Source organism: Pantoea sp. PNT03, from assembly GCF_014852515.1.
GTDB lineage: Bacteria > Pseudomonadota > Gammaproteobacteria > Enterobacterales > Enterobacteriaceae > Pantoea > Pantoea leporis.
Window position 1 is genome coordinate 766130 of the sequence record NZ_JACVBT010000001.1, and the last position, 18151, is coordinate 784280.

Below are 18151 nucleotides of genomic sequence, written 5' to 3' on the forward strand. Positions count from 1 at the left end.
TGTCCCTTTATTTCTGTTCTGATAATAACCCTGGTCACAAAATGTTATTTACCTCTTAGCTAAACAATGAACTGGTGAAATAATATTCAATCCCGCGAGGCAAATGTTAAAACCCGATTAATTCCCCGGCCGCTAAATTTGCACCGCGCTATCACTTTCCTGCACCAATCAGGCACATTGCGCCCCAAAAAAGTGCGTTTATCGCATTAATTTGGCGAAATATTTCCTGCCCGATCACAAAAGCAATATTTCATTTTGCCGATGCATAAATCCGCTAAATAAATTGCTGCTATTCAGCCTGCATCAGACTGATATTCACTTTTTATGCAATTAAAGTGAATATCAGTACATGTTAAGTTATTGATATTACGTAGTGATAAGACGATTATGCATTTTTGCGGCTGGCTGGCACGCTATCTGCAATATACAGTAGAGCTGCCACTTAACATTTTTAACAATTTCAAAACAAAAGGCTTCACCGGGTGTGGAGCAGGAGAAAGGGCTATGTCACTGCAGGTTTCACGTCAGAATTTCGATCAATGGATGATGCCAGTTTATGCACCCGCGGCTTTTGTTCCGGTCCGCGCGGAAGGTTCAACGCTGTGGGATCAGCAAGGCAAAGAGTATATCGATTTTGCCGGTGGCATTGCGGTTAACGCATTGGGACATGCGCATCCGGCGTTGCAGCAGGCGCTGATCGAACAGGCCGGCAAACTGTGGCATACCGGTAACGGCTACACCAATGAACCGATCCTGCGTCTCGCCAAGCAGTTGATTGATGCCACTTTTGCCGATCGCGTGTTCTTCTGTAACTCCGGCGCTGAAGCGAATGAAGCGGCGCTGAAACTGGCACGTAAAACCGCACACGACCGTTTCGGTGCTGAGAAAAATGGCATCGTTGCCTTTAATAATGCTTTCCACGGTCGCACGCTGTTTACCGTGACAGCGGGCGGACAACCGGCCTATTCCCGGGATTTTGCGCCGCTGCCACCGGCGGTCGAACACGCTAATTTCAACGATCTGGCCTCGGCGGCCGCGCTGATCAATGACCAAACCTGCGCGGTGATCGTCGAGCCGATTCAGGGTGAAGGCGGCGTCCTGCCAGCCGATCCCGCTTTCCTGCGCGGACTGCGTGAACTCTGCGACAAACATCATGCGCTGCTGATTTTTGATGAAGTGCAGAGCGGCGTGGGTCGCACCGGTTCGCTGTATGCCTATATGCATTACGGCGTGACCCCGGATGTATTAACCACCGCCAAAGCGCTGGGTGGCGGCTTCCCGATTGGCGCAATGCTGACGCGTGAAGATCTGGCGCAGGTGATGGGCGTAGGCACGCACGGCACCACCTACGGCGGCAACCCGCTGGCGGGCGCAGTCGCGGGCAAAGTGATGGAGCTGATTAATCAGCCGGAATTTATGGCCGGCGTGGCCGAGCGTCATCAATGGTTTGTTACGGCGTTGCAGGAACTGAACAGGCGTCTGCCGGTATTTAAAGAAGTGCGTGGATTGGGGCTGCTGATTGGCGCCGTGCTGAACGACGATTTCGCCGGTAAAGCCAAACAGTTCAACCTCACGGCGGCCGAAGAGGGCGTGATGGTGCTGATAGCAGGCGCCAACGTGGTACGTTTCGCGCCAGCGTTGAACATCAGCGAGCGCGAAGTAAAAGAAGGTTTGGCGCGCTTCGAACGTGCCTGTGAACGCGTGCTCAAAGGAGCCACATCATGATGGTGATTCGCCCCGTCGAACGTGACGATCTCTCGCAGTTGTTGTCGCTGGCGGGCAAAACCGGGGGCGGCTTGACTTCGCTGCCCGCGGATAGCGAAACGCTCAAAGCCCGTATTGAGCGTTCGCTGCTCACCTGGCAAGGCGCGTTGCCGCCTGCCGAACAAGGCTATGTGTTTGTGCTGGCCGACAGCGAGGATAATCGCGCCGTCGGCATTTGCGCCATCGAAGCGGCGGTGGGTTTGCAGGATCCCTGGTACAACTTCCGCGTTGGCACACAGGTGCACGCTTCGAAAGAGCTGAACGTGTATGCCAGCCTGCCGACGCTGTCGCTGAGCAACGATCATACCGGCAGCAGCGAACTCTGCACATTGTTCCTCGATCCCGATTACCGCGATGGCAAAAACGGCCATCTGCTTTCGAAGTCGCGCTTTCTGTTTATGGCCAACTTCCGCGACCGCTTTATGAAACACGTGGTGGCGGAGATGCGTGGCGTCAGCGATGACAGCGGCCACTCGCCTTTCTGGGACAGCGTCGGCAGCCGCTTCTTCTCGATGGAGTTCAGCAAAGCCGATTTCCTCAGCGGCACCGGCCAGAAAGCCTTTATCGCCGAGCTGATGCCCAAACATCCGCTCTACATTCATTACCTGTCTGAAGCGGCACAAAAAGTGATTGGCGAAGTCCATCCGAAAACCGCGCCCGCGCGTGCGGTGCTGGAGGCGGAAGGTTTCCGCTATCTCAACTATGTCGACATCTTCGACGGCGGCCCGACGCTGGAGTGCGAAATCGATCGCATTCGTGCCATTCGCAAGAGTCGCCAGTTAACCGCTGAGAGCGGTGCAGCCGATCAAAGCTGGCCGCTGTGTCTGGTGGCCAACGCGGATTTTCAGCATTTCCGCGTGGCGCTGCTGCCGGTGGATATGGCATCCGGCACGGTAAAACTGACTGAAAGCCAGCGCGCGGCGCTGCATTGCAACATTGGCGATCAACTGCGTGTGGTCACGCTGTGTCGCGAGGAGAAAAAAGCATGACGCATTTTATTCAAGGTCAATGGGTGACCGGCGGCGCTGACGCCCTGAGCAAACAAAATCCGGTGACCGGCGAAACGCTGTGGCAGGGCAAAGCGGCATCGGCAGCGCAAGTGGCTGCGGCCTGCGAAGCGGCGCGCGCGGCGTTCCCGCAGTGGGCGAGAAAACCGTTTGCGGAGCGTCAGGCGCTGGTGGAAGGGTTTGCCCGTCTGCTTGAAAGCCACAAAAACGCGCTGGCGGAAACCATCGCCCAGGAAACGGGCAAGCCGCGCTGGGAAACGCTGACCGAAGTGCAGGCGATGATCAACAAAATCGCCATCTCGATTAAGGCCTATCACAGCCGCACCGGCGAACAGGCCGATGGCGAGAGCTCGCTGCGCCATCGTCCGCACGGCGTGCTGGCGGTGTTTGGTCCGTATAATTTTCCTGGCCATCTGCCAAACGGCCATATTGTGCCAGCTCTGCTGGCGGGTAACTGCGTGGTGTTTAAGCCGAGCGAGCTGACGCCGTTGACGGCGGAGAAGACCGTGCAGCTGTGGCAGCAAGCGGGTTTACCGGCGGGCGTAATGGCGCTGCTGCAGGGCGGTCGTGAAACCGGCCAGGCGCTGGCCAATGCGGCACAAATTGATGGTCTGCTGTTTACTGGCAGCGCCGCCACCGGCTATCACCTGCATCGTCAGTTTGCCGGGCAGCCAGAAAAAATGCTGGCGCTGGAGATGGGCGGCAACAATGCGTTGATAGTTGAAGATCCTGCGGATCTCGATGGTGCGGTACACATCGCCATTCAGTCGGCCTTTATTACCGCCGGACAGCGCTGCACCTGCGCGCGTCGTCTGCTGGTGAAGCGCGGCGCGGCGGGCGATGCCTTCCTGCAGCGTTTGGTTGAGGTCAGTGCGCGCTTGCAGCCTGGCGCGTGGAATGCCGAGCCGCAGCCGTTTATGGGCAGCGTGATTTCACCCACCGCCGCCGGACATATTTTTGCCGCCTGGCAGCAGCAGGTGGAAAAGGGCGGGAAAGTGTTGCTCGGCATGCACTGGCCGGATCGCGACAGCGCCATCATCACGCCGGGCATCATTGATGTGACCGAAGTGAAAGATTTAGCGGATGAAGAAGTCTTTGGTCCGTTGCTGCAGGTGATTCGTTACGACAGTTTCGAGCAGGCGATTGCTATCGCCAATAATACCCGCTATGGCTTGTCGTGCGGTCTGATTTCGCCGCAGCGCGCGCAGTTTGATCAGCTATTGCTGGAGGCGCGCGCCGGTATCGTTAACTGGAACAAACCGCTGACCGGCGCGGCCAGCACCGCCCCCTTTGGTGGCATTGGCGCATCCGGGAATCATCGTGCCAGCGCGTGGTACGCCGCCGATTACTGTGCATGGCCAATGGCGTCGCTGGAGAGCCCAAGCCTGGCGCTGCCGGGCAGCTTAGCGCCGGGCCTCGATTTCTCCGTGCAGGGAGCGAAATAATGCAAGCGTTTGAAGCGAACTTTGATGGGCTGGTCGGCCTGACACATCACTACGCGGGATTGTCGTTTGGTAACGAAGCCTCGACGCGCAATCAGCTGCAGCCCTCAAACCCGCGTCTGGCGGCGAAGCAGGGTTTGCTGAAGATGAAAGCGCTGGCGGATATGGGCTACGTGCAAGGCGTGATCCCGCCGCACGAACGTCCTAATCTGCCGCTGCTGCGCCAGCTCGGCTTTGGCGGCAGCGATGAGCAGGTGCTGGCGCAGGCGGCTAAGCACGCGCCGCAGCTGCTGTCGGCGGCCAGCTCAGCCTCAGCGATGTGGGTGGCGAATGCCGCCACGGTGTCGCCGTCGGCGGATAGCGCCGATGGTCGCGTGCATTTCACCGTCGCCAATCTGAATAACAAATTCCATCGCGCCATCGAGGCACCGGAAACTGCCGATCTGCTGCGCGCGATTTTCCGTCATCCGCAGCACTTCTGCGTGCACGATGCGCTGCCGCAGGTGGCGCAGTTCGGTGATGAGGGCGCGGCCAATCACAATCGTTTCGGCAGTGATTACGGTGATGCGGGCGTGCAGCTGTTTATTTATGGCCGTGATGGTCAGCAGCAGGGCGCAACGCCAGCACGTTATCCGGCGCGTCAAACGCGGGAAGCCAGCGAAGCGGTGGCGCGGTTGCATCAGCTCGATGCGCAACGCACGCTGTTTGCCCAGCAAAATCCAGCGGTGATTGATCAGGGCGTGTTTCATAACGATGTGATTGCGGTGAGCAATCAGCAGGTGCTGTTCTGCCATCAGGATGCCTTTGTGAACCAGCCGCAGTTGCTGAGTGACATCGCCGCCCGCGTTAGCGGTTTCCAGCCGATTGAAGTGCCGCGCGATAAAGTATCGGTAACCGATGCGGTCAACACCTATCTGTTTAATAGCCAGCTGTTGCAGCGCGCCGACGGCGGTATGCTGCTGGTGCTGCCAGAAGAGTCACGCCAGCATACAGGCGTGTGGCGTTATCTTACCGAGCTGGTGGAGAGCGGCGGGCCGATCCGTGAACTGAAAGTTTTCGATCTGCGTGAAAGCATGTTTAACGGTGGCGGTCCGGCCTGTTTGCGTCTGCGCGTGGTGTTAACCGAAACCGAGCGTCAGGCGCTGAATCCGGCGGTACTGATGAACGATCGCCTGTTTGCCACGCTCAACGATTGGGTGGATCGCCACTACCGCGATCGCTTAACTCAGGCCGATTTAGCCGACCCGCAACTGCTGCGTGAAGGGCGCACCGCGCTGGATGAGCTGACGAAGCTGCTAGACTTAGGCAGTGTCTACGCGTTTCAGCGTTAACGCCGGGGTGAGAGGTTCGCCCCACGTCGTTAAAAAGGAGTGAACATGCAGGATTTTTTACAGCAGACCTTGTCTGGTGAGCCGCCACAGCAAAGAGAGGGCAGCAACGATCATCTCAGTTGGCAATGGCATAACGAGGGACTGATGTCCCTCACGCCGCATACGCCCACACAGCAGGCGCTGGTGCTCTCTGCGGGCATTCACGGCAATGAAACCGCGCCGGTTGAGATTCTCAATTTGTTGCTGACGCCACTGTTAAAAGGCGAAAAGCCGCTGGCAGTGCGCTTACTGGTGATTTTGGGTAATCCCGCCGCGTTGCGCAGCGGCAAGCGCTACCAGCAACATGATATCAATCGCCTGTTTGGTGGACGCTGGCAGCAGGTGGCCGATGTACCCGAAGCGCAGCGCGTGCTGCAACTGGAGCAGGAGCTGGAGAGTTTCTGGCGCGCCTGTCTCGATCATGAAGTGCGCTGGCACCTCGATCTGCATACCGCGATTCGCGGCTCGTATCATGTGCGTTTTGGCGTGATGCCGCTGAATCCCAATCCGTGGCCCGAGGCGTTTATGCACTGGCTGGCGGCGGCAGAAATGGAGGCGCTGGTGTTCCATCGTTCACCGGGCGGCACCTTCACCCATTACAGCTGCGAGCACCATAATGCGGCGAGCTGCACGCTGGAGTTGGGCAAGGCTTTGCCGTTTGGTGAGAACGATTTAAGTCAGTTTGCCGGCGTGCAGCGGGCGCTGGCGGCGTTGCTGTATGGCGATGCCTTACCGGAGGTGCGTGAACAGCCGCGACATTATCGCGTGGCGCAGCAACTGACCCGGCACGGCGATAAGTTTGTGTTGCACATGGGGCCGGAGACGCTGAACTTTACCGCTTTCCCGCAGGGCACGCTGCTGGCGGAGGAGGGTGACCGGCGTTACTACGTGCAGCAGGCGCGCGAGTATGTGCTGTTTCCCAATCCGAATGTCGCGCCAGGATTGCGCGCGGGGCTGATGCTGGTGGAGGAGAATGAACAGACGCAGGCGCTGGCGTTGTGATTTTCCCTCACCCCAACCCTCTCCCGCAGGCGGAGAGGGAACCGAACTAGCGAATATTTGGATTGAGTGACATGTGGCAGCGTTTCCCTCTTCCGGTGGGAGAGGGCCAGGGTGAGGGCATCAACGCGCCGACATTTACCTTCCTGAAAACCGACAATACCGTTACACTCCTCCTTAATTCCTGCGTTTTTCCCTTGATTGTCATAAACTTTTTCAATTCCTCACGCATTTCTTCTCTTTCTCTCCATGATTGCCTGATCTCTGTCTTTTATGCTTTCAGGGCTTTACTCAGCCTCTGAGTAGTTGACGTTCAGCGTCGTATGCTTGTTTCCGAAGACGCGACACAGGCTGTCGTCATTAAACTGATAAGTAAGGACAATATTATGCGTAAATTAACTTCTGTGTTCCTGGCTACCGCAATGGCTTTTGGTGCTGCAAATATCGTCCATGCAGCGGCAGACAACCTGACTCCGCCGCCAGCAGGCAGCGAAAAATCGATGCACAAGCCGCCGATGCGCCATCACGGTATGGAGATGATGTTTAAAGGTCTGAACCTGACCGATGCGCAGAAAGCGCAGATCAAAACGATTCTGCGTGATGGACATAAAGAGATGAAACGCCCGTCGCTGGAAGAGCGTCGTGCTGACCATGCCATCATCGCTTCCGATACCTTTGACCGTGCGAAAGCCGAAGCGCAGGCTGAGAAGATGACGGCGAATGCCAAAGATCGTGCGCTGCAGATGATGGAAACTCAGAACAAGATCTACAACGTGCTGACACCAGAGCAGAAAAAACAGTACAACGCGAACTTTGAGAAGCGCTTAACTGAGAAAGGCCCGCACGATGGCAAAATGCCACCACCGCCGGCTGATGCTGAATAAGTTCTTTCGCTAACTGAATAGAGACCGCCGGGGTTGTCCATCGCATCTGATGCTTTGGGCAACCTCGGCGGTTTTGTTTTAAAGCTCGATCAGCGGGAACACACCAGAAAGCAGCGGACGGCAGAGAATTTTGTAGCCGTCATGATCAAAGCCGTGCGAGGCGCGCTGCAGCTGGCGCGCTTCGGCCTCGCTGCTGACCGATCCCAGCCAGAACCAGTGATCGATCACATGGATTTGCGTAATGTTTGTCCCCGTTTCCACCATGCCAACCGGGCCTTGCCACGGCCAGCATTGAATGCGCATCTGCTCTAATGCCGCATGCAGGCGCTGCTGATGCTCAGCAACCGACTCGTTACCACAGCAGGCACCGGCGCAGCGTTTTAGTGCAGCGCGAAAACAGCCGCGTCCCGGACGCAACGACTCCAGCCCCAGCAAGCCGTGGCACAAGCGCTGCTCATCGGCGATGGCTTTTAGCTTCTCCAGCGCGGCAAAGCGACTGCGAAACAGGCCATAAAGATTGGGCGAGCGGGAGAAGTCGAGATCCTTTGCATACACCACCTGCGGCGCACCGTCGCCCAGCTGCAGCGAACAGAGCTGGCGGTTCTTACGCAGGCGCTTATTAAACAGCGGCTGTTGCGTTTTGATCATCTGCGCTTCCAGCAGCTGAGCGCCGACGTCGCCAGCGGTCGGGATCCAGGTGACGCGCCGCGCCTGACGCAGCATTTTGGCTTCATCCGGCGCCCGGAAATGCGCCATCACCCGACTGCGCAGGTTGACGCTTTTGCCGATATACAGCGGCAGATTTTCGCTTTCACCGTGAAAGGTATAGACGCCCGGCTGGTTGGGTAAACCTTCCAGCCACTGACGTAGATGTTCGGGATATTGATAGATGGCTGCCGCATCGAAATCGAGGCGGTGGCTGGCTGCACGTCTGACCAAAGCACACTCCGATTACTGGTTGTTCATCCAGTGTATCAAACTGTGCTTTTTCTCGCCAGTCAGCGGCGATGAGAAAGTTTCCCGCCCGGACGGCGGGAAACGCCATGCACTTACTTCTTCCAGAAGTCGTCGAACACGGTGATCGGTGGACGACGTTTGTGCTCAGTTTTCAGATACCAGCCTTCGATGGTTTTTGCTGCGGCGGCATCGATGGTCTTGCCTTCCAGATAGGCATCGATTTGCTGATAAGTCACGCCGAGCGCCACTTCATCCTGCAAGCCAGGACGATCATCTTCCAAATCGGCAGTAGGATGCTTGAGATAGAGGTGTTCCGGGCAGCCCAGCGTTTTCAGCAGCTGTTTGCCCTGGCCTTTATGCAGGCGGAAGATCGGGTTGATGTCGCTGCCGCCGTCACCGTACTTGGTGAAGAATCCGGTGATCGCCTCTGCCGCATGGTCAGTTCCGACCACCACGCCTTTGGTCATGCCGGCGATGCTGTACTGCGCTTTCATGCGCTCACGCGCTTTTTCATTGCCGCGCACGAAATCCGACACCGTAATACCCGCATCTTTCAAGGCACGTTCGCTGGCCAGGATCGCTTCTTTGATGTTTACCACCAGCGTGCGATCGGGTTGGATAAATGCCAGCGCATCCTGACAATCCTGCTCATCGGCCTGCACGCCATACGGCAAACGCACGGCAATAAAGGTGTAATCGTTATCGCCGCTCTCTTCACGCAGTTCGCGAATCGCGGTTTGCGACAAAATGCCGGTCAGTGTCGAATCCTGGCCGCCGCTGATGCCGAGTACCAGCGTTTTCAAAAAGGGATGGGCTTTCAGGTAAGACTTCAGAAAATCAACGCTGACGCGGATCTCCTGCTGCGGGTCGATAACCGGTTTTACACCAAGGGCTTCAATGATTTCCTGTTGCAGTGACATGAACCTCTCCTCAAGTCAGTAGCCTGACGGCACAATGCGAATCATCTGCTAAAGCTAACGCCTCTCCCCACAAACAACAAGCCGCACGGCTGGTTGTTCAGGTTATTTGCTGGCAAATCAGACGTTTTTTGCCTTCTGCACCAGCAGATTGAACGACACAATCGCCAGCATAAAGCAGCCAAAGATGGTGCCGGTCATGCTGGCGACCGAGGTGCCGCCCAGGCCGGTAATGGGTACGCTGATGGCACCAAAGGTGAACATGCCGACGCCAATCACCGCCGAGGCGCTGCCCGCGCGCTGGCCCTGGCTCTGCATCGCCAGCGAAGAGGCGGTGGTGGCGATCACGCCGTTACTGGCAATGGTAAAGAACAGCGCAACCAGCATAATGGGCAGCGCTGCGCCGGTAAGTCCCGCCAGCAGCAAGCAGCTCGACGCAACAAACGCCAGCGTCAGGCCACCTTTCAGTACGCGGTATTCCCCCCACAGCGGACAGAGGCGCGCACTGGTTTGTGATGCAATAATCAGGCCGAAGCCGTTGGCAGCGAAGCAGAAGCTAAAGGCTTGCGGCGTCAGGCCATACAGCTGTTGCAGTACAAACGGCGAGGCGCCGATATAGGCAAACATGCCGGACATCATAAAACCTTGCGTCAGGCAGAAGCCCATAAACTGCCGATGCGTGACGACCTGGCCGAGCGCCGCCCAGGCGGAAAAGATCGAGCCCTGACTGCGGCGCGCTGGCGGTAAAGTTTCGTGCAATTTCCAGCGGGCAAGGAAGATCAGCACGACGGCGATGCAGCCGAGCACCACGAAAATGCCGCGCCAGTTAAGCACCGTCATCAAGGCGCCGCCCAGCACCGGCGCACCAATCGGCGCTAAACCGTTGACCAGCATCAGCAGTGCAAAGAAACGCGTCAGCTCATGGCCGCTGTACATATCTCGGGCAATGGCACGCGACAGCACCGCGCCGCCGGCGCCTGCCAAACCTTGAAACAGACGCGCTACCAGCAGCGAGTGGATGTCTTTTGCCAGCGCACAGCCAATCGAGGCAATAAACAAAAGTACAAGCGATAACAGCAGCGGACGGAGGCGACCAAACTTGTCGCTCATTGGCCCAAACAGCAATTGACCCGCACCTAAACCCAGCAAGCCAGCGGTGAGGCTCAGCTGCGCCGTGGCGGTTTCGGTGTGCAGATCGCGCGCCAGCTCCGGTAGCGCCGGCAGATATAGATCGATACAAAGTGGCCCGAGCGCAGCGAGCAGGCCCAGCGTGATGGCATAAACCAGCCGATGAGAAGGTGCAGGTGTCATTAATCCTCTGTCTTTATTCATTGCTATAGGTATTTTTTCGCGGGTGATTATACGAACCGTAGCGCATCAACACAGCATTTTTACCAAATCCTAACGCTTCGGAATTTAGCTAAATTTATCCCATAAAGTTGATAAATCTGGATTTATGTTCCAGGCTAATTTCACACGGACAAAAAAACGAGGAACAACAACATGAATAAAGTGATGGGATGTATCGCTGCCGCTATGACGCTGGCAGCCCTGTCTGGTTGTACGACTTATGACAAAGCCGAAAGCTACGTAACCAAGCCGGTAGTGAAGGATGTTAAGAAAGGCATGACGCGCGATCAGGTTCGCCAGATTGCCGGCCCAGCGTCTACTGAAATCACCATGGTTCACGCTCGCGGCACTTGCCAGACTTACGTGATTGGCGAGCGCGACGGCAAACCGCAGACCTACTTCGTGAGCTATAACGATACCGGTCGCGTCATGAACTACGGTTTCCAGAGCTGTAAAGACTACGATACCGATCCGCAAGCGGCTCAGTAATCGCAGCAGAATAAGAAACGGCCCGTCATTGACGGGCCGTTTTTCGTTGTGGCGCTTATAAACCGTAAGGACGCGGCACTTCGATATACTCGCCGCCGATCTCGCGCTGGTAGTAATGACCTTCCTGCACGTAATAACGCTTGCCGTTGAAATCCAGCACGCGCATACCGCCGCCCGGCGGGGCTTCAGGCGGCTGCACCACTACATAGGTGTCGCCCTGACGCTGATAGTAGTTACCGTTCAGCATGTAATAGGTCAGACCGCCCAGCAAAACGGCGGTTGCTGCTTCGGGTAGGAAACGCAGCGGGCCGGGACCGCCCCAACGTGGACCTCCACCCCAATGCGGGCCTGGGCCGGGGCCCCAACCGCCGGGATGGGCAAAACTGATGGCTGGTGTTAATAAGGTTAACGCCAGCACCGAGGCGATAACTGTTTTCATCGGTGATTCTCCTGCTGTGATTAACAGCAGAATTGGCTTTACTGAGCGAAAACTCAAGCGAAAAGTGGCTGATTTTTCCTCTGTTTACCATGCTTAACGCTTTCCTGACGCTTGCGCCATGATTGGGTTGAATTGGGGAGGAAAGCGGGTAAGGTCGTCATAAACGGCGACCTTATGGAGCATATCGCAGGCATAAAAAAACGGCAGACCTTGCGATCTGCCGTTGTTGCAACTCATTAATTTAGCGGTGTGCCAGTTCGGCGTGTTCGTCGCTCTCCAGCACTTTCTTGTCGGTCAATCCGAGCCAGCGGCTGGTGAGTGAACCGGCGGTCATTGAACCATTAACGTTGAGCGCGGTACGCCCCATATCGATCAGCGGTTCGATGGAGATCAGCAGCGCGACCAGCGTGACCGGCAGGCCCATCGCTGGCAGCACGATCAGCGCGGCGAAGGTGGCGCCGCCGCCGACGCCAGCCACACCGGCAGAACTCAGCGTCACGATACCTACCAGCGTTGCAATCCACATTGGATCAAACGGGTTGATGCCCACGGTTGGCGCAACCATCACCGCCAGCATGGTGGGATAGAGACCGGCACAGCCGTTCTGGCCGATGGTGGCACCAAATGACGCCGAGAAGCTGGCGATCGATTCTGGCACGCCCAGGCGACGCGTTTGAGTCTCCACGTTCAGTGGAATACTGGCGGCGCTGGAGCGGCTGGTGAAGGCGAAGGTGATCACCGGCCATACTTTACGGAAGAAGCGCATTGGGTTGATGCCGTTAACCGACAGCAGCAGCGCGTGTACGGCAAACATGATCGCCAGACCGAGATAAGAGGCCACCACGAAGCCACCCAGCTTAATGATGTCCTGCAGGTTGGAACCGGCTACTACTTTGGTCATCAGCGCCAGCACACCGTACGGCGTCAGCTTCATGATCAAACGCACCAGCTTCATGACCCAGGATTGCAGGGTATCGATGGCCACCAGCACGCGCTCGCCTTTGACCTTGTCATCTTTCAGCAGTTGCAGCGCCGCGACACCGAGGAAGGCGGCGAAAATCACTACGCTGATGATCGAGGTGGGGTTGGCACCCGCCAGATCGGCAAACGGGTTTTTCGGAATGAAGGAGAGCAGCAGCTGCGGCGTGCTGAGGTCAGCCACTTTGCCCACGTAGTTGCTCTGAATCGCGCTCAGACGCGCGGTTTCCTGCGCACCTTGCACCAGACCTTCAGCGCTAAGGCCAAACAGGCCGGTCACCAGCACGCCGACCAGCGCGGAAATTGCGGTGGTAAACAGCAGCACGCCAATGGTCAGCACGCTGATTTTACCCAGCGATGAGGCATTGTGCAGACGTGCGACCGCGCTCAGGATCGAGGCGAACACCAGCGGCATCACGATCATCTGCAACAATTGCACGTAGCCGTTACCGACGATATTGAACCAGCCAATCGACGCTTTCACGGTTGGGCTGTTTTCACCATAGATGGTTTGCAGCGCCAGACCAAAGGCCACACCGAAAACCAAACCGGTCAGCACGCGTTTGGACAGGCTCCAGCTTTGGTTGCCAATCCGATTCAGCAGAATCAGTAGTGCGATAAACGCCACGATATTAATAATGAGGTGAAAATCCATGCTCAACTCCAGAGTGTGACGCGCCATCCTGGGATGGCACGAAAAACAGTAAGTCCCCGTTAGGGAATATTTGGAATGTTATCAGTTCAGCGTGGGGCGGGCTTATACCCAAAAAGAATGCTTTATAACTTTAACGCTTGATTCGACTGATTATTGACCGTTTTGACCATTAACCAACCGACCGACGCCATTTTGTAGCGTATTGAACAGTTGCTCCGGCCAGCCGTTGGCACCAAAAGAGGGCATGCCGGGCGGGAACCACAACGCATAACCGACCAGCGCCAGACAAAGTGCGCGCTCCAGCTGGTTACCTTTTTGACTATTCAGGATGGGCAAACGGAAGCGCCAGCGGCAGGGCCACAGCAGCGGCACGCCGGCGGGCGTGAGCATATCGGCGACAATATGGCTGAGATAGCCGAGCGTCATGCCTTGCAGCACGTCGGCGGGAAGAAACCAGTCGGCGGGCACATTGATCTGGAATAGCCACAAACTCACCGCCACCGCCAGCAAACTGTGGGTAAAACCGCGATGACCAAAGATGCGGGCGATGGGATGCGATAGCCACCTTAAGCGCTGGCCAAGCACGGATTTAGGGTGATCGATATCGGGCAGCAGGCAGGTTAACAGCGCAGCAGGCACTAAATGCCACCAGTCGGCGCTGGCCAATACTGGCGTCAGCTCCGCGCGCTTGGCAAAAATGGCGCTGGCAATGGCAAAAATGATATGGCCTTCGGCCGTCATGATGAAACCTGGCTGCATAAAACTGTCGATGCATCCAGTATAGGGATTTATCCAGTGAATGAGAATGGTGACGCTGTAACGAAGCGTTAATATTTTTCACTTTCCCGCGTCACAATGACGCGGGAAAAGAACGGGTTAGCCTAGCGCGCTAACCATCCGCCATCGACGGCCAACGTATAACCTTGCACATAGTCGGAGGCGCTGGAGGCGAGGAACACAATTGGGCCCATCATGTCGTCCGGGATTCCCCAGCGACCTGATGGAATGCGGCCTAAAATCTCCTCGTTGCGTGACTCATCGCTGCGCAGCTGTTCCGTGTTATTGGTGGCCATGTAGCCCGGCGCAATGGCGTTAACGTTGATGCCGTGCTTCGCCCATTCGTTGGCCATCAAACGGGTTAACCCCATCACTGCGCTTTTTGATGCGGTATAAGAAGGCACGCGAATGCCGCCCTGGAACGACAGCATCGAGGCGATATTGATGATCTTGCCGCCATTGCCTTGCGCGATAAACTGCCGGGCGACCTGCTGTGACAGGAAGAACAGACTTTTGCTGTTGATGTTCATCACATCATCCCAATCCTGCTCGCTGAAGTTGAGTGCATCTTCGCGGCGAATGATGCCTGCGTTATTCACCAGGATATCGATGCGACCGGCATGCGCCACCGCCTGTTCAACAATTTGCGGCACGATGGATGGCTTGGTCAGATCGGCCTGAATTGACCAAAAACGGCGGCCTAATGCCTCAACTTTGGCCTGCGTATCATCCGGTCCGGCGCGGTTAACGCCAATAATGTCACATCCCGCCTGTGCCAGACCCAGCGCCATACCTTGTCCTAAACCGGTATTGCAGCCGGTGACCAGCGCGATTTTGCCTGCAAGATTAAATGCGTTGAGTATCATGATTCGCTCCTTGTTAGCGCAGTGCGCTGATGTTGACGTGGTCCATGTCATCAAATACCTGGTTTTCGCCCACCATGCCCCAGATAAAGGTATAGCGCTGCGTTCCCACGCCCGCATGAATCGACCAGCTTGGTGAAATCACCGCTTGCTCGTTATGGACCAATAGATGACGCGTCTCCTGCGGCTGGCCCATCATGTGGAACACGGCGCTGTCGTCGGCCATATCGAAATAGAAATAGACTTCCATGCGACGTTCGTGGGTGTGACACGGCATGGTGTTCCACAAGTTGCCGTCATCAAGGCGGGTTAATCCCATGGTTAACTGGCAGGTTGGCAACACGTCGGGCACGATGAATTTGTTAATGGTGCGGCGGTTCGAGGTGGCCGCGTCGCCGAGCGTGGCTTTCACTGCCTCGTCGAGGGTGATTTTTTTGTCTGGATAATGGGTGTGTGCCGGCGCGCTGTTGTAGTAAAACTTCGCCGGGCGGCTGGCATCGCTGCTGCGGAAAATCACGTTCTGCGCGCCTTGTCCGACATACAACGCTTCCTGCTGATCAATCTCCCAGGTTTTGCCATCCACTTCAATTAGCCCCGGTCCACCGATGTTGATTACGCCGAGTTCTCGGCGTTCGAGGAAGTAACTTACGCCCAGCTGCTTACCCACTTCATGGCCGATAGTCACCGGTTTCTGCACCGGCATTACACCGCCGATAATGATGCGATCGATATGGCTGTAAGTGAGGGTGTAATTGTCGGCGTCGAAAATCTTGTCGATCAGAAACTCACGGCGTAAGCCGTCCGTGTCCAGGGTTTTGGCATGCTCGCTATGAATGCTTTGACGAATGTCCATCTCAGGCCTCTCAAGAGTCAAAGGAAGTGGTCCCGATGCGGGTCTTTGGGCATCTTAGGCAGGATGAGATGTGAATTCAATAAAAATGAAACGATGTTTTATTTATTTGCGTGCGCGATCAAGTTGCATAAAAAAGCCCGCGTTAAGCGGGCTGCGATTAACCGTGCAGATGTTCGGGTTTGAGCTGGGTTAAATCATCAAGAATCACATTGGCCAGCGCCCAACGCGCATCTTCACGATGCTCGGCCGCCGGCACCACAATTGAACGCATGCGTGCGGCTTTGGTGGCGATCATGCCGTTGAAGGAATCTTCCAGCGTGACGCAGTTAAGCGGATCGATACCCAGTTTGGCTGCGGCGTCGAGATAGACCTGCGGATGCGGCTTGCTGTACGGCAGCGCTTCCGCGGACGCCAGCACATCAAAGTATTTGCGCAGGTCAAACATCTCCAGCACGCGCTCCAGCATGTGCAGCGGCGAGGCGGAGGCGAGGCCGATTTTCAAACCTTGCTGCTGGCACAGTTGCAGCGCCTGCTCCACGCCAGGCAGCAGCGGACGCGTCTCTTCCACCAGCGCCAGCGCGCGGGCGATGATGCGTTGCGTCACTTCCTGTTGATCCGGGCCGCTCCACGGCAGCGCTTCAAACCACATGCGCACGGTTTGATCGATGCGCAGACCCAGCGTATCGGGCAACTCGTGGCGGCGGGTGATGTCCACGCCAAGGCTGGCGAATATATCCAGTTCCGCGCGATCCCACAGCGGTTCTGAGTCGATCAACAATCCATCCATATCAAAGATGGCGGCCAATACGGGACGACGATATGACATATAACTGCTCCCTTAGAAATTTGGCTTACCATAGCACGAGAGCCTGATAAAGCCGACTTGCGGCAGGCCACGCATTTTTCAGGAAAAATTGCAGTAGTGCAGGTAGACTTAGGCAAAACTATTTTTGGTTCAGGGAGACACCATGACTTACCAACAGGCTGGCCGCATCGCCATCCTTAAGCGAGTGGCTGGCTGGGTGATTTTTATACCCGCATTGTTATCCACGATGATTTCGCTGCTGGGCTTTATGTTTAAGCACAGTGAAAAGCAGCCGGGCATTGATGCCGTGATGCTCGATTTTGTGCATGTCATGGTTGACATGGTGAAGTTCAATACGCCGTTTCTTAATGTGTTTTGGCAGAACTCTCCGGTGCCGGAATTTAACGGTGGCGCGAATATCGGGTTTTGGCTGATCTACATCCTGATCTTTATCGGCATAGCGCTGCAGGCTTCAGGTGCGCGCATGTGGCGTCAGTCGCGCCATATTAAAGAGGGAATTGAAGATCAGCTGATCATGGAACAGGCCAAAGGCAGTGAAGGGCGCACGCGAGCGCAACTGGAAGAGAAAATCCACATCCCGCGTCACACCATTTTCTTGCAGATTTTCCCGCTCTATATCCTGCCGATCATTATCGCTATCGCGGGCTACTTTGTGCTGAAACTGCTCGGCATGCTGTAACGCGTCAGGCCGGTCTGGCCTGACGTTCGCCCAACACATCTTCATCTAACAACTGGCCGATGGCGAACTGCGCTTCGCCCGTCCAGTTGCCGCCGAAAACATTGGCGCGATTCAGCAGGTAATAGAGCTGATACACCGGCTGACGCTGCGAGAATCCGTCTTCCAGTGGCCAAACAGCCTGGTAGCCATCATAGATCTGGCGCGGCAAATCGGCGTAGTAACTTAGCATCGCTAAATCGCATTCGCGATCACCCCAATAGCAGGCGGGATCAAACAACCACGGACCCTCTGCGCTGCCGGCGCAGTTGGCGGGCCACAAATCGCCGTGTAATAAAGAAGGTTGCGGATGGTGGTTGGCTAACGTGCGCTGCACACAATCAACAATCAGTTCGGTATCGCCATAGTGCACGCCTTTTTCCGCGGCCAGTTGCAGCTGCCAGCCGATGCGCTGCTCAGCGAAGAACACTGACCAGCGGCGTAACCAGCTATTCGGCTGAGGTGAGGTGGTGATGTTGTTGTCGAAATCGAGACCAAATTGCGGTTGCTCGCTCCATTGGTGTAGATGCGCCAACTGCTGGCCGAGCTGGAAAGCGCTCTGTGCGGTAAAGGGATGAGGCGGAATATATTCCAGCAGCAGGAAGCTGGTATCACGATCATTGCCAACGCCATACACTTTCGGGACGCGAACGGTTTGCGTGCGCGCCAGCAGGTCGAGTTGATCGGCTTCCCAACTGAACAAGGTGAGCATATCGCGGGTGTTACATTTGACGAACACATCCAACTCGCCATAGCGGATGCGCCAGGCGGGATGGACATCGCCACCGGGAAGTTCCTGACGGTCGGTGATTTCGGCATCACCGGCGTACTCGCTTAACAGACGACTAATGGCTGACCACATCGGG

General features: G+C 56.3%; 18 protein-coding genes. 8 read left to right on the forward strand and 10 right to left on the reverse strand.

Features of this window, described 5'->3' with window-relative positions; genetic code table 11:
- Nucleotides 1-504: 504 nt before the first annotated feature.
- The 6 genes from IB226_RS03615 to spy all read left to right on the forward strand — a co-directional run bounded on the left by IB226_RS03615 (nt 505) and on the right by spy (nt 7466).
- Nucleotides 505-1725 (forward strand): aspartate aminotransferase family protein, encoded by a 1221-nt coding sequence (locus IB226_RS03615; RefSeq protein WP_101764592.1) that lies wholly within the window; start codon nt 505-507, stop codon nt 1723-1725.
- Nucleotides 1722-2753 carry an arginine N-succinyltransferase gene (gene astA / locus IB226_RS03620; RefSeq protein WP_192233613.1) on the forward strand — a complete coding sequence of 344 codons (1032 nt, stop codon included), beginning with the start codon at nt 1722-1724 and terminating at the stop codon, nt 2751-2753. The genes IB226_RS03615 and astA overlap by 4 nt, the downstream gene beginning before the upstream one ends.
- A complete protein-coding gene (gene astD / locus IB226_RS03625; RefSeq protein WP_192233615.1) occupies nt 2750-4216 on the forward strand; it encodes a succinylglutamate-semialdehyde dehydrogenase in 1467 nt (488 codons plus the stop codon). The genes astA and astD overlap by 4 nt, the downstream gene beginning before the upstream one ends.
- Nucleotides 4216-5544: an N-succinylarginine dihydrolase gene (gene astB / locus IB226_RS03630; protein WP_192233617.1), complete on the forward strand. Its 1329-nt coding sequence runs from the start codon at nt 4216-4218 to the stop codon at nt 5542-5544. The genes astD and astB overlap by 1 nt, the downstream gene beginning before the upstream one ends.
- A 45-nt stretch (nt 5545-5589) precedes the next feature.
- Complete coding sequence (gene astE / locus IB226_RS03635) at nt 5590-6585, forward strand: succinylglutamate desuccinylase (protein ID WP_192233619.1); 996 nt, start codon at nt 5590-5592, stop codon at nt 6583-6585.
- 383 nt (nt 6586-6968) lie between these two features.
- Nucleotides 6969-7466 carry an ATP-independent periplasmic protein-refolding chaperone Spy gene (gene spy / locus IB226_RS03640; protein WP_192233621.1) on the forward strand — a complete coding sequence of 166 codons (498 nt, stop codon included), beginning with the start codon at nt 6969-6971 and terminating at the stop codon, nt 7464-7466.
- 78 nt (nt 7467-7544) lie between these two features.
- Here the strand turns inward: spy and cho are convergent, their stop codons facing one another.
- The 3 genes from cho to IB226_RS03655 form a co-directional block, all read right to left on the reverse strand.
- The gene (cho, locus tag IB226_RS03645; protein ID WP_101764586.1) at nt 7545-8405 is read right to left on the reverse strand and encodes an excinuclease Cho; all 861 of its coding nucleotides are present in this window, start codon (nt 8403-8405) and stop codon (nt 7545-7547) included.
- Between the two features lie 110 nt (nt 8406-8515).
- Nucleotides 8516-9343 carry an ammonia-dependent NAD(+) synthetase gene (gene nadE / locus IB226_RS03650; RefSeq protein ID WP_101764585.1) on the reverse strand — a complete coding sequence of 276 codons (828 nt, stop codon included), beginning with the start codon at nt 9341-9343 and terminating at the stop codon, nt 8516-8518.
- A 117-nt stretch (nt 9344-9460) separates the two neighbouring features.
- Complete coding sequence (locus IB226_RS03655) at nt 9461-10651, reverse strand: multidrug effflux MFS transporter (protein ID WP_192233623.1); 1191 nt, start codon at nt 10649-10651, stop codon at nt 9461-9463.
- A gap of 192 nt (nt 10652-10843) precedes the next feature.
- Here IB226_RS03655 and osmE point away from each other — a divergent pair, with 192 nt between their 5' ends.
- The gene (gene osmE, locus IB226_RS03660; protein WP_007892614.1) at nt 10844-11179 is read left to right on the forward strand and encodes an osmotically-inducible lipoprotein OsmE; all 336 of its coding nucleotides are present in this window, start codon (nt 10844-10846) and stop codon (nt 11177-11179) included.
- A 55-nt stretch (nt 11180-11234) separates the two neighbouring features.
- On the opposite strand, the gene IB226_RS03665 is transcribed toward osmE, so the two are convergent.
- The 6 genes from IB226_RS03665 to hxpB form a co-directional block, all read right to left on the reverse strand.
- The gene (locus IB226_RS03665) at nt 11235-11618 is read right to left on the reverse strand and encodes a DUF6515 family protein (RefSeq protein ID WP_101764583.1); all 384 of its coding nucleotides are present in this window, start codon (nt 11616-11618) and stop codon (nt 11235-11237) included.
- 241 nt (nt 11619-11859) lie between these two features.
- On the reverse strand, nt 11860-13251 hold the full coding sequence (locus IB226_RS03670) for an L-cystine transporter (RefSeq protein ID WP_192233626.1): 1392 nt from the start codon (nt 13249-13251) through the stop codon (nt 11860-11862).
- 150 nt (nt 13252-13401) lie between these two features.
- On the reverse strand, nt 13402-13992 hold the full coding sequence (locus IB226_RS03675) for a metal-dependent hydrolase (protein ID WP_110866437.1): 591 nt from the start codon (nt 13990-13992) through the stop codon (nt 13402-13404).
- A gap of 140 nt (nt 13993-14132) precedes the next feature.
- A complete protein-coding gene (gene kduD / locus IB226_RS03680; protein WP_192233627.1) occupies nt 14133-14894 on the reverse strand; it encodes a 2-dehydro-3-deoxy-D-gluconate 5-dehydrogenase KduD in 762 nt (253 codons plus the stop codon).
- Nucleotides 14895-14907: 13 nt separating this feature from the next.
- Nucleotides 14908-15744, reverse strand: coding sequence for a 5-dehydro-4-deoxy-D-glucuronate isomerase (gene kduI / locus IB226_RS03685; protein WP_192233629.1), 837 nt, complete (start codon nt 15742-15744; stop codon nt 14908-14910).
- A gap of 157 nt (nt 15745-15901) precedes the next feature.
- Nucleotides 15902-16570, reverse strand: coding sequence for a hexitol phosphatase HxpB (hxpB, locus tag IB226_RS03690; RefSeq protein WP_101764580.1), 669 nt, complete (start codon nt 16568-16570; stop codon nt 15902-15904).
- A gap of 142 nt (nt 16571-16712) precedes the next feature.
- On the opposite strand from hxpB, the gene IB226_RS03695 reads away from it, so the two are divergent.
- Entirely contained in the window at nt 16713-17249 is a 537-nt protein-coding gene (locus IB226_RS03695; protein WP_192233631.1) for a YniB family protein, read from the forward strand.
- Nucleotides 17250-17253: 4 nt separating this feature from the next.
- On the opposite strand, the gene IB226_RS03700 is transcribed toward IB226_RS03695, so the two are convergent.
- The gene (locus IB226_RS03700) at nt 17254-18147 is read right to left on the reverse strand and encodes a fructosamine kinase family protein (RefSeq protein WP_110866013.1); all 894 of its coding nucleotides are present in this window, start codon (nt 18145-18147) and stop codon (nt 17254-17256) included.
- Between the last annotated feature and the right edge of the window lie 4 nt (nt 18148-18151).

Bases quoted from the DNA above. Each gene is read 5' to 3' on its own strand.
- osmE (WP_007892614.1), top strand. From the start codon at position 10,844: ATGAATAAAGTGATGGGATGTATCGCTGCCGCTATGACGCTGGCAGCC.
- hxpB (WP_101764580.1), bottom strand. From the start codon at position 16,570: ATGTCATATCGTCGTCCCGTATTGGCCGCCATCTTTGATATGGATGGA.
- IB226_RS03670 (WP_192233626.1), bottom strand. From the start codon at position 13,251: ATGGATTTTCACCTCATTATTAATATCGTGGCGTTTATCGCACTACTG.
- astE (WP_192233619.1), top strand. From the start codon at position 5,590: ATGCAGGATTTTTTACAGCAGACCTTGTCTGGTGAGCCGCCACAGCAA.
- kduI (WP_192233629.1), bottom strand. From the start codon at position 15,744: ATGGACATTCGTCAAAGCATTCATAGCGAGCATGCCAAAACCCTGGAC.
- astB (WP_192233617.1), top strand. From the start codon at position 4,216: ATGCAAGCGTTTGAAGCGAACTTTGATGGGCTGGTCGGCCTGACACAT.
- IB226_RS03615 (WP_101764592.1), top strand. From the start codon at position 505: ATGTCACTGCAGGTTTCACGTCAGAATTTCGATCAATGGATGATGCCA.
- IB226_RS03695 (WP_192233631.1), top strand. From the start codon at position 16,713: ATGACTTACCAACAGGCTGGCCGCATCGCCATCCTTAAGCGAGTGGCT.
- IB226_RS03675 (WP_110866437.1), bottom strand. From the start codon at position 13,992: ATGACGGCCGAAGGCCATATCATTTTTGCCATTGCCAGCGCCATTTTT.
- IB226_RS03655 (WP_192233623.1), bottom strand. From the start codon at position 10,651: ATGACACCTGCACCTTCTCATCGGCTGGTTTATGCCATCACGCTGGGC.
- astD (WP_192233615.1), top strand. From the start codon at position 2,750: ATGACGCATTTTATTCAAGGTCAATGGGTGACCGGCGGCGCTGACGCC.
- spy (WP_192233621.1), top strand. From the start codon at position 6,969: ATGCGTAAATTAACTTCTGTGTTCCTGGCTACCGCAATGGCTTTTGGT.
- astA (WP_192233613.1), top strand. From the start codon at position 1,722: ATGATGGTGATTCGCCCCGTCGAACGTGACGATCTCTCGCAGTTGTTG.
- nadE (WP_101764585.1), bottom strand. From the start codon at position 9,343: ATGTCACTGCAACAGGAAATCATTGAAGCCCTTGGTGTAAAACCGGTT.
- IB226_RS03700 (WP_110866013.1), bottom strand. From the start codon at position 18,147: ATGTGGTCAGCCATTAGTCGTCTGTTAAGCGAGTACGCCGGTGATGCC.
- IB226_RS03665 (WP_101764583.1), bottom strand. From the start codon at position 11,618: ATGAAAACAGTTATCGCCTCGGTGCTGGCGTTAACCTTATTAACACCA.
- kduD (WP_192233627.1), bottom strand. From the start codon at position 14,894: ATGATACTCAACGCATTTAATCTTGCAGGCAAAATCGCGCTGGTCACC.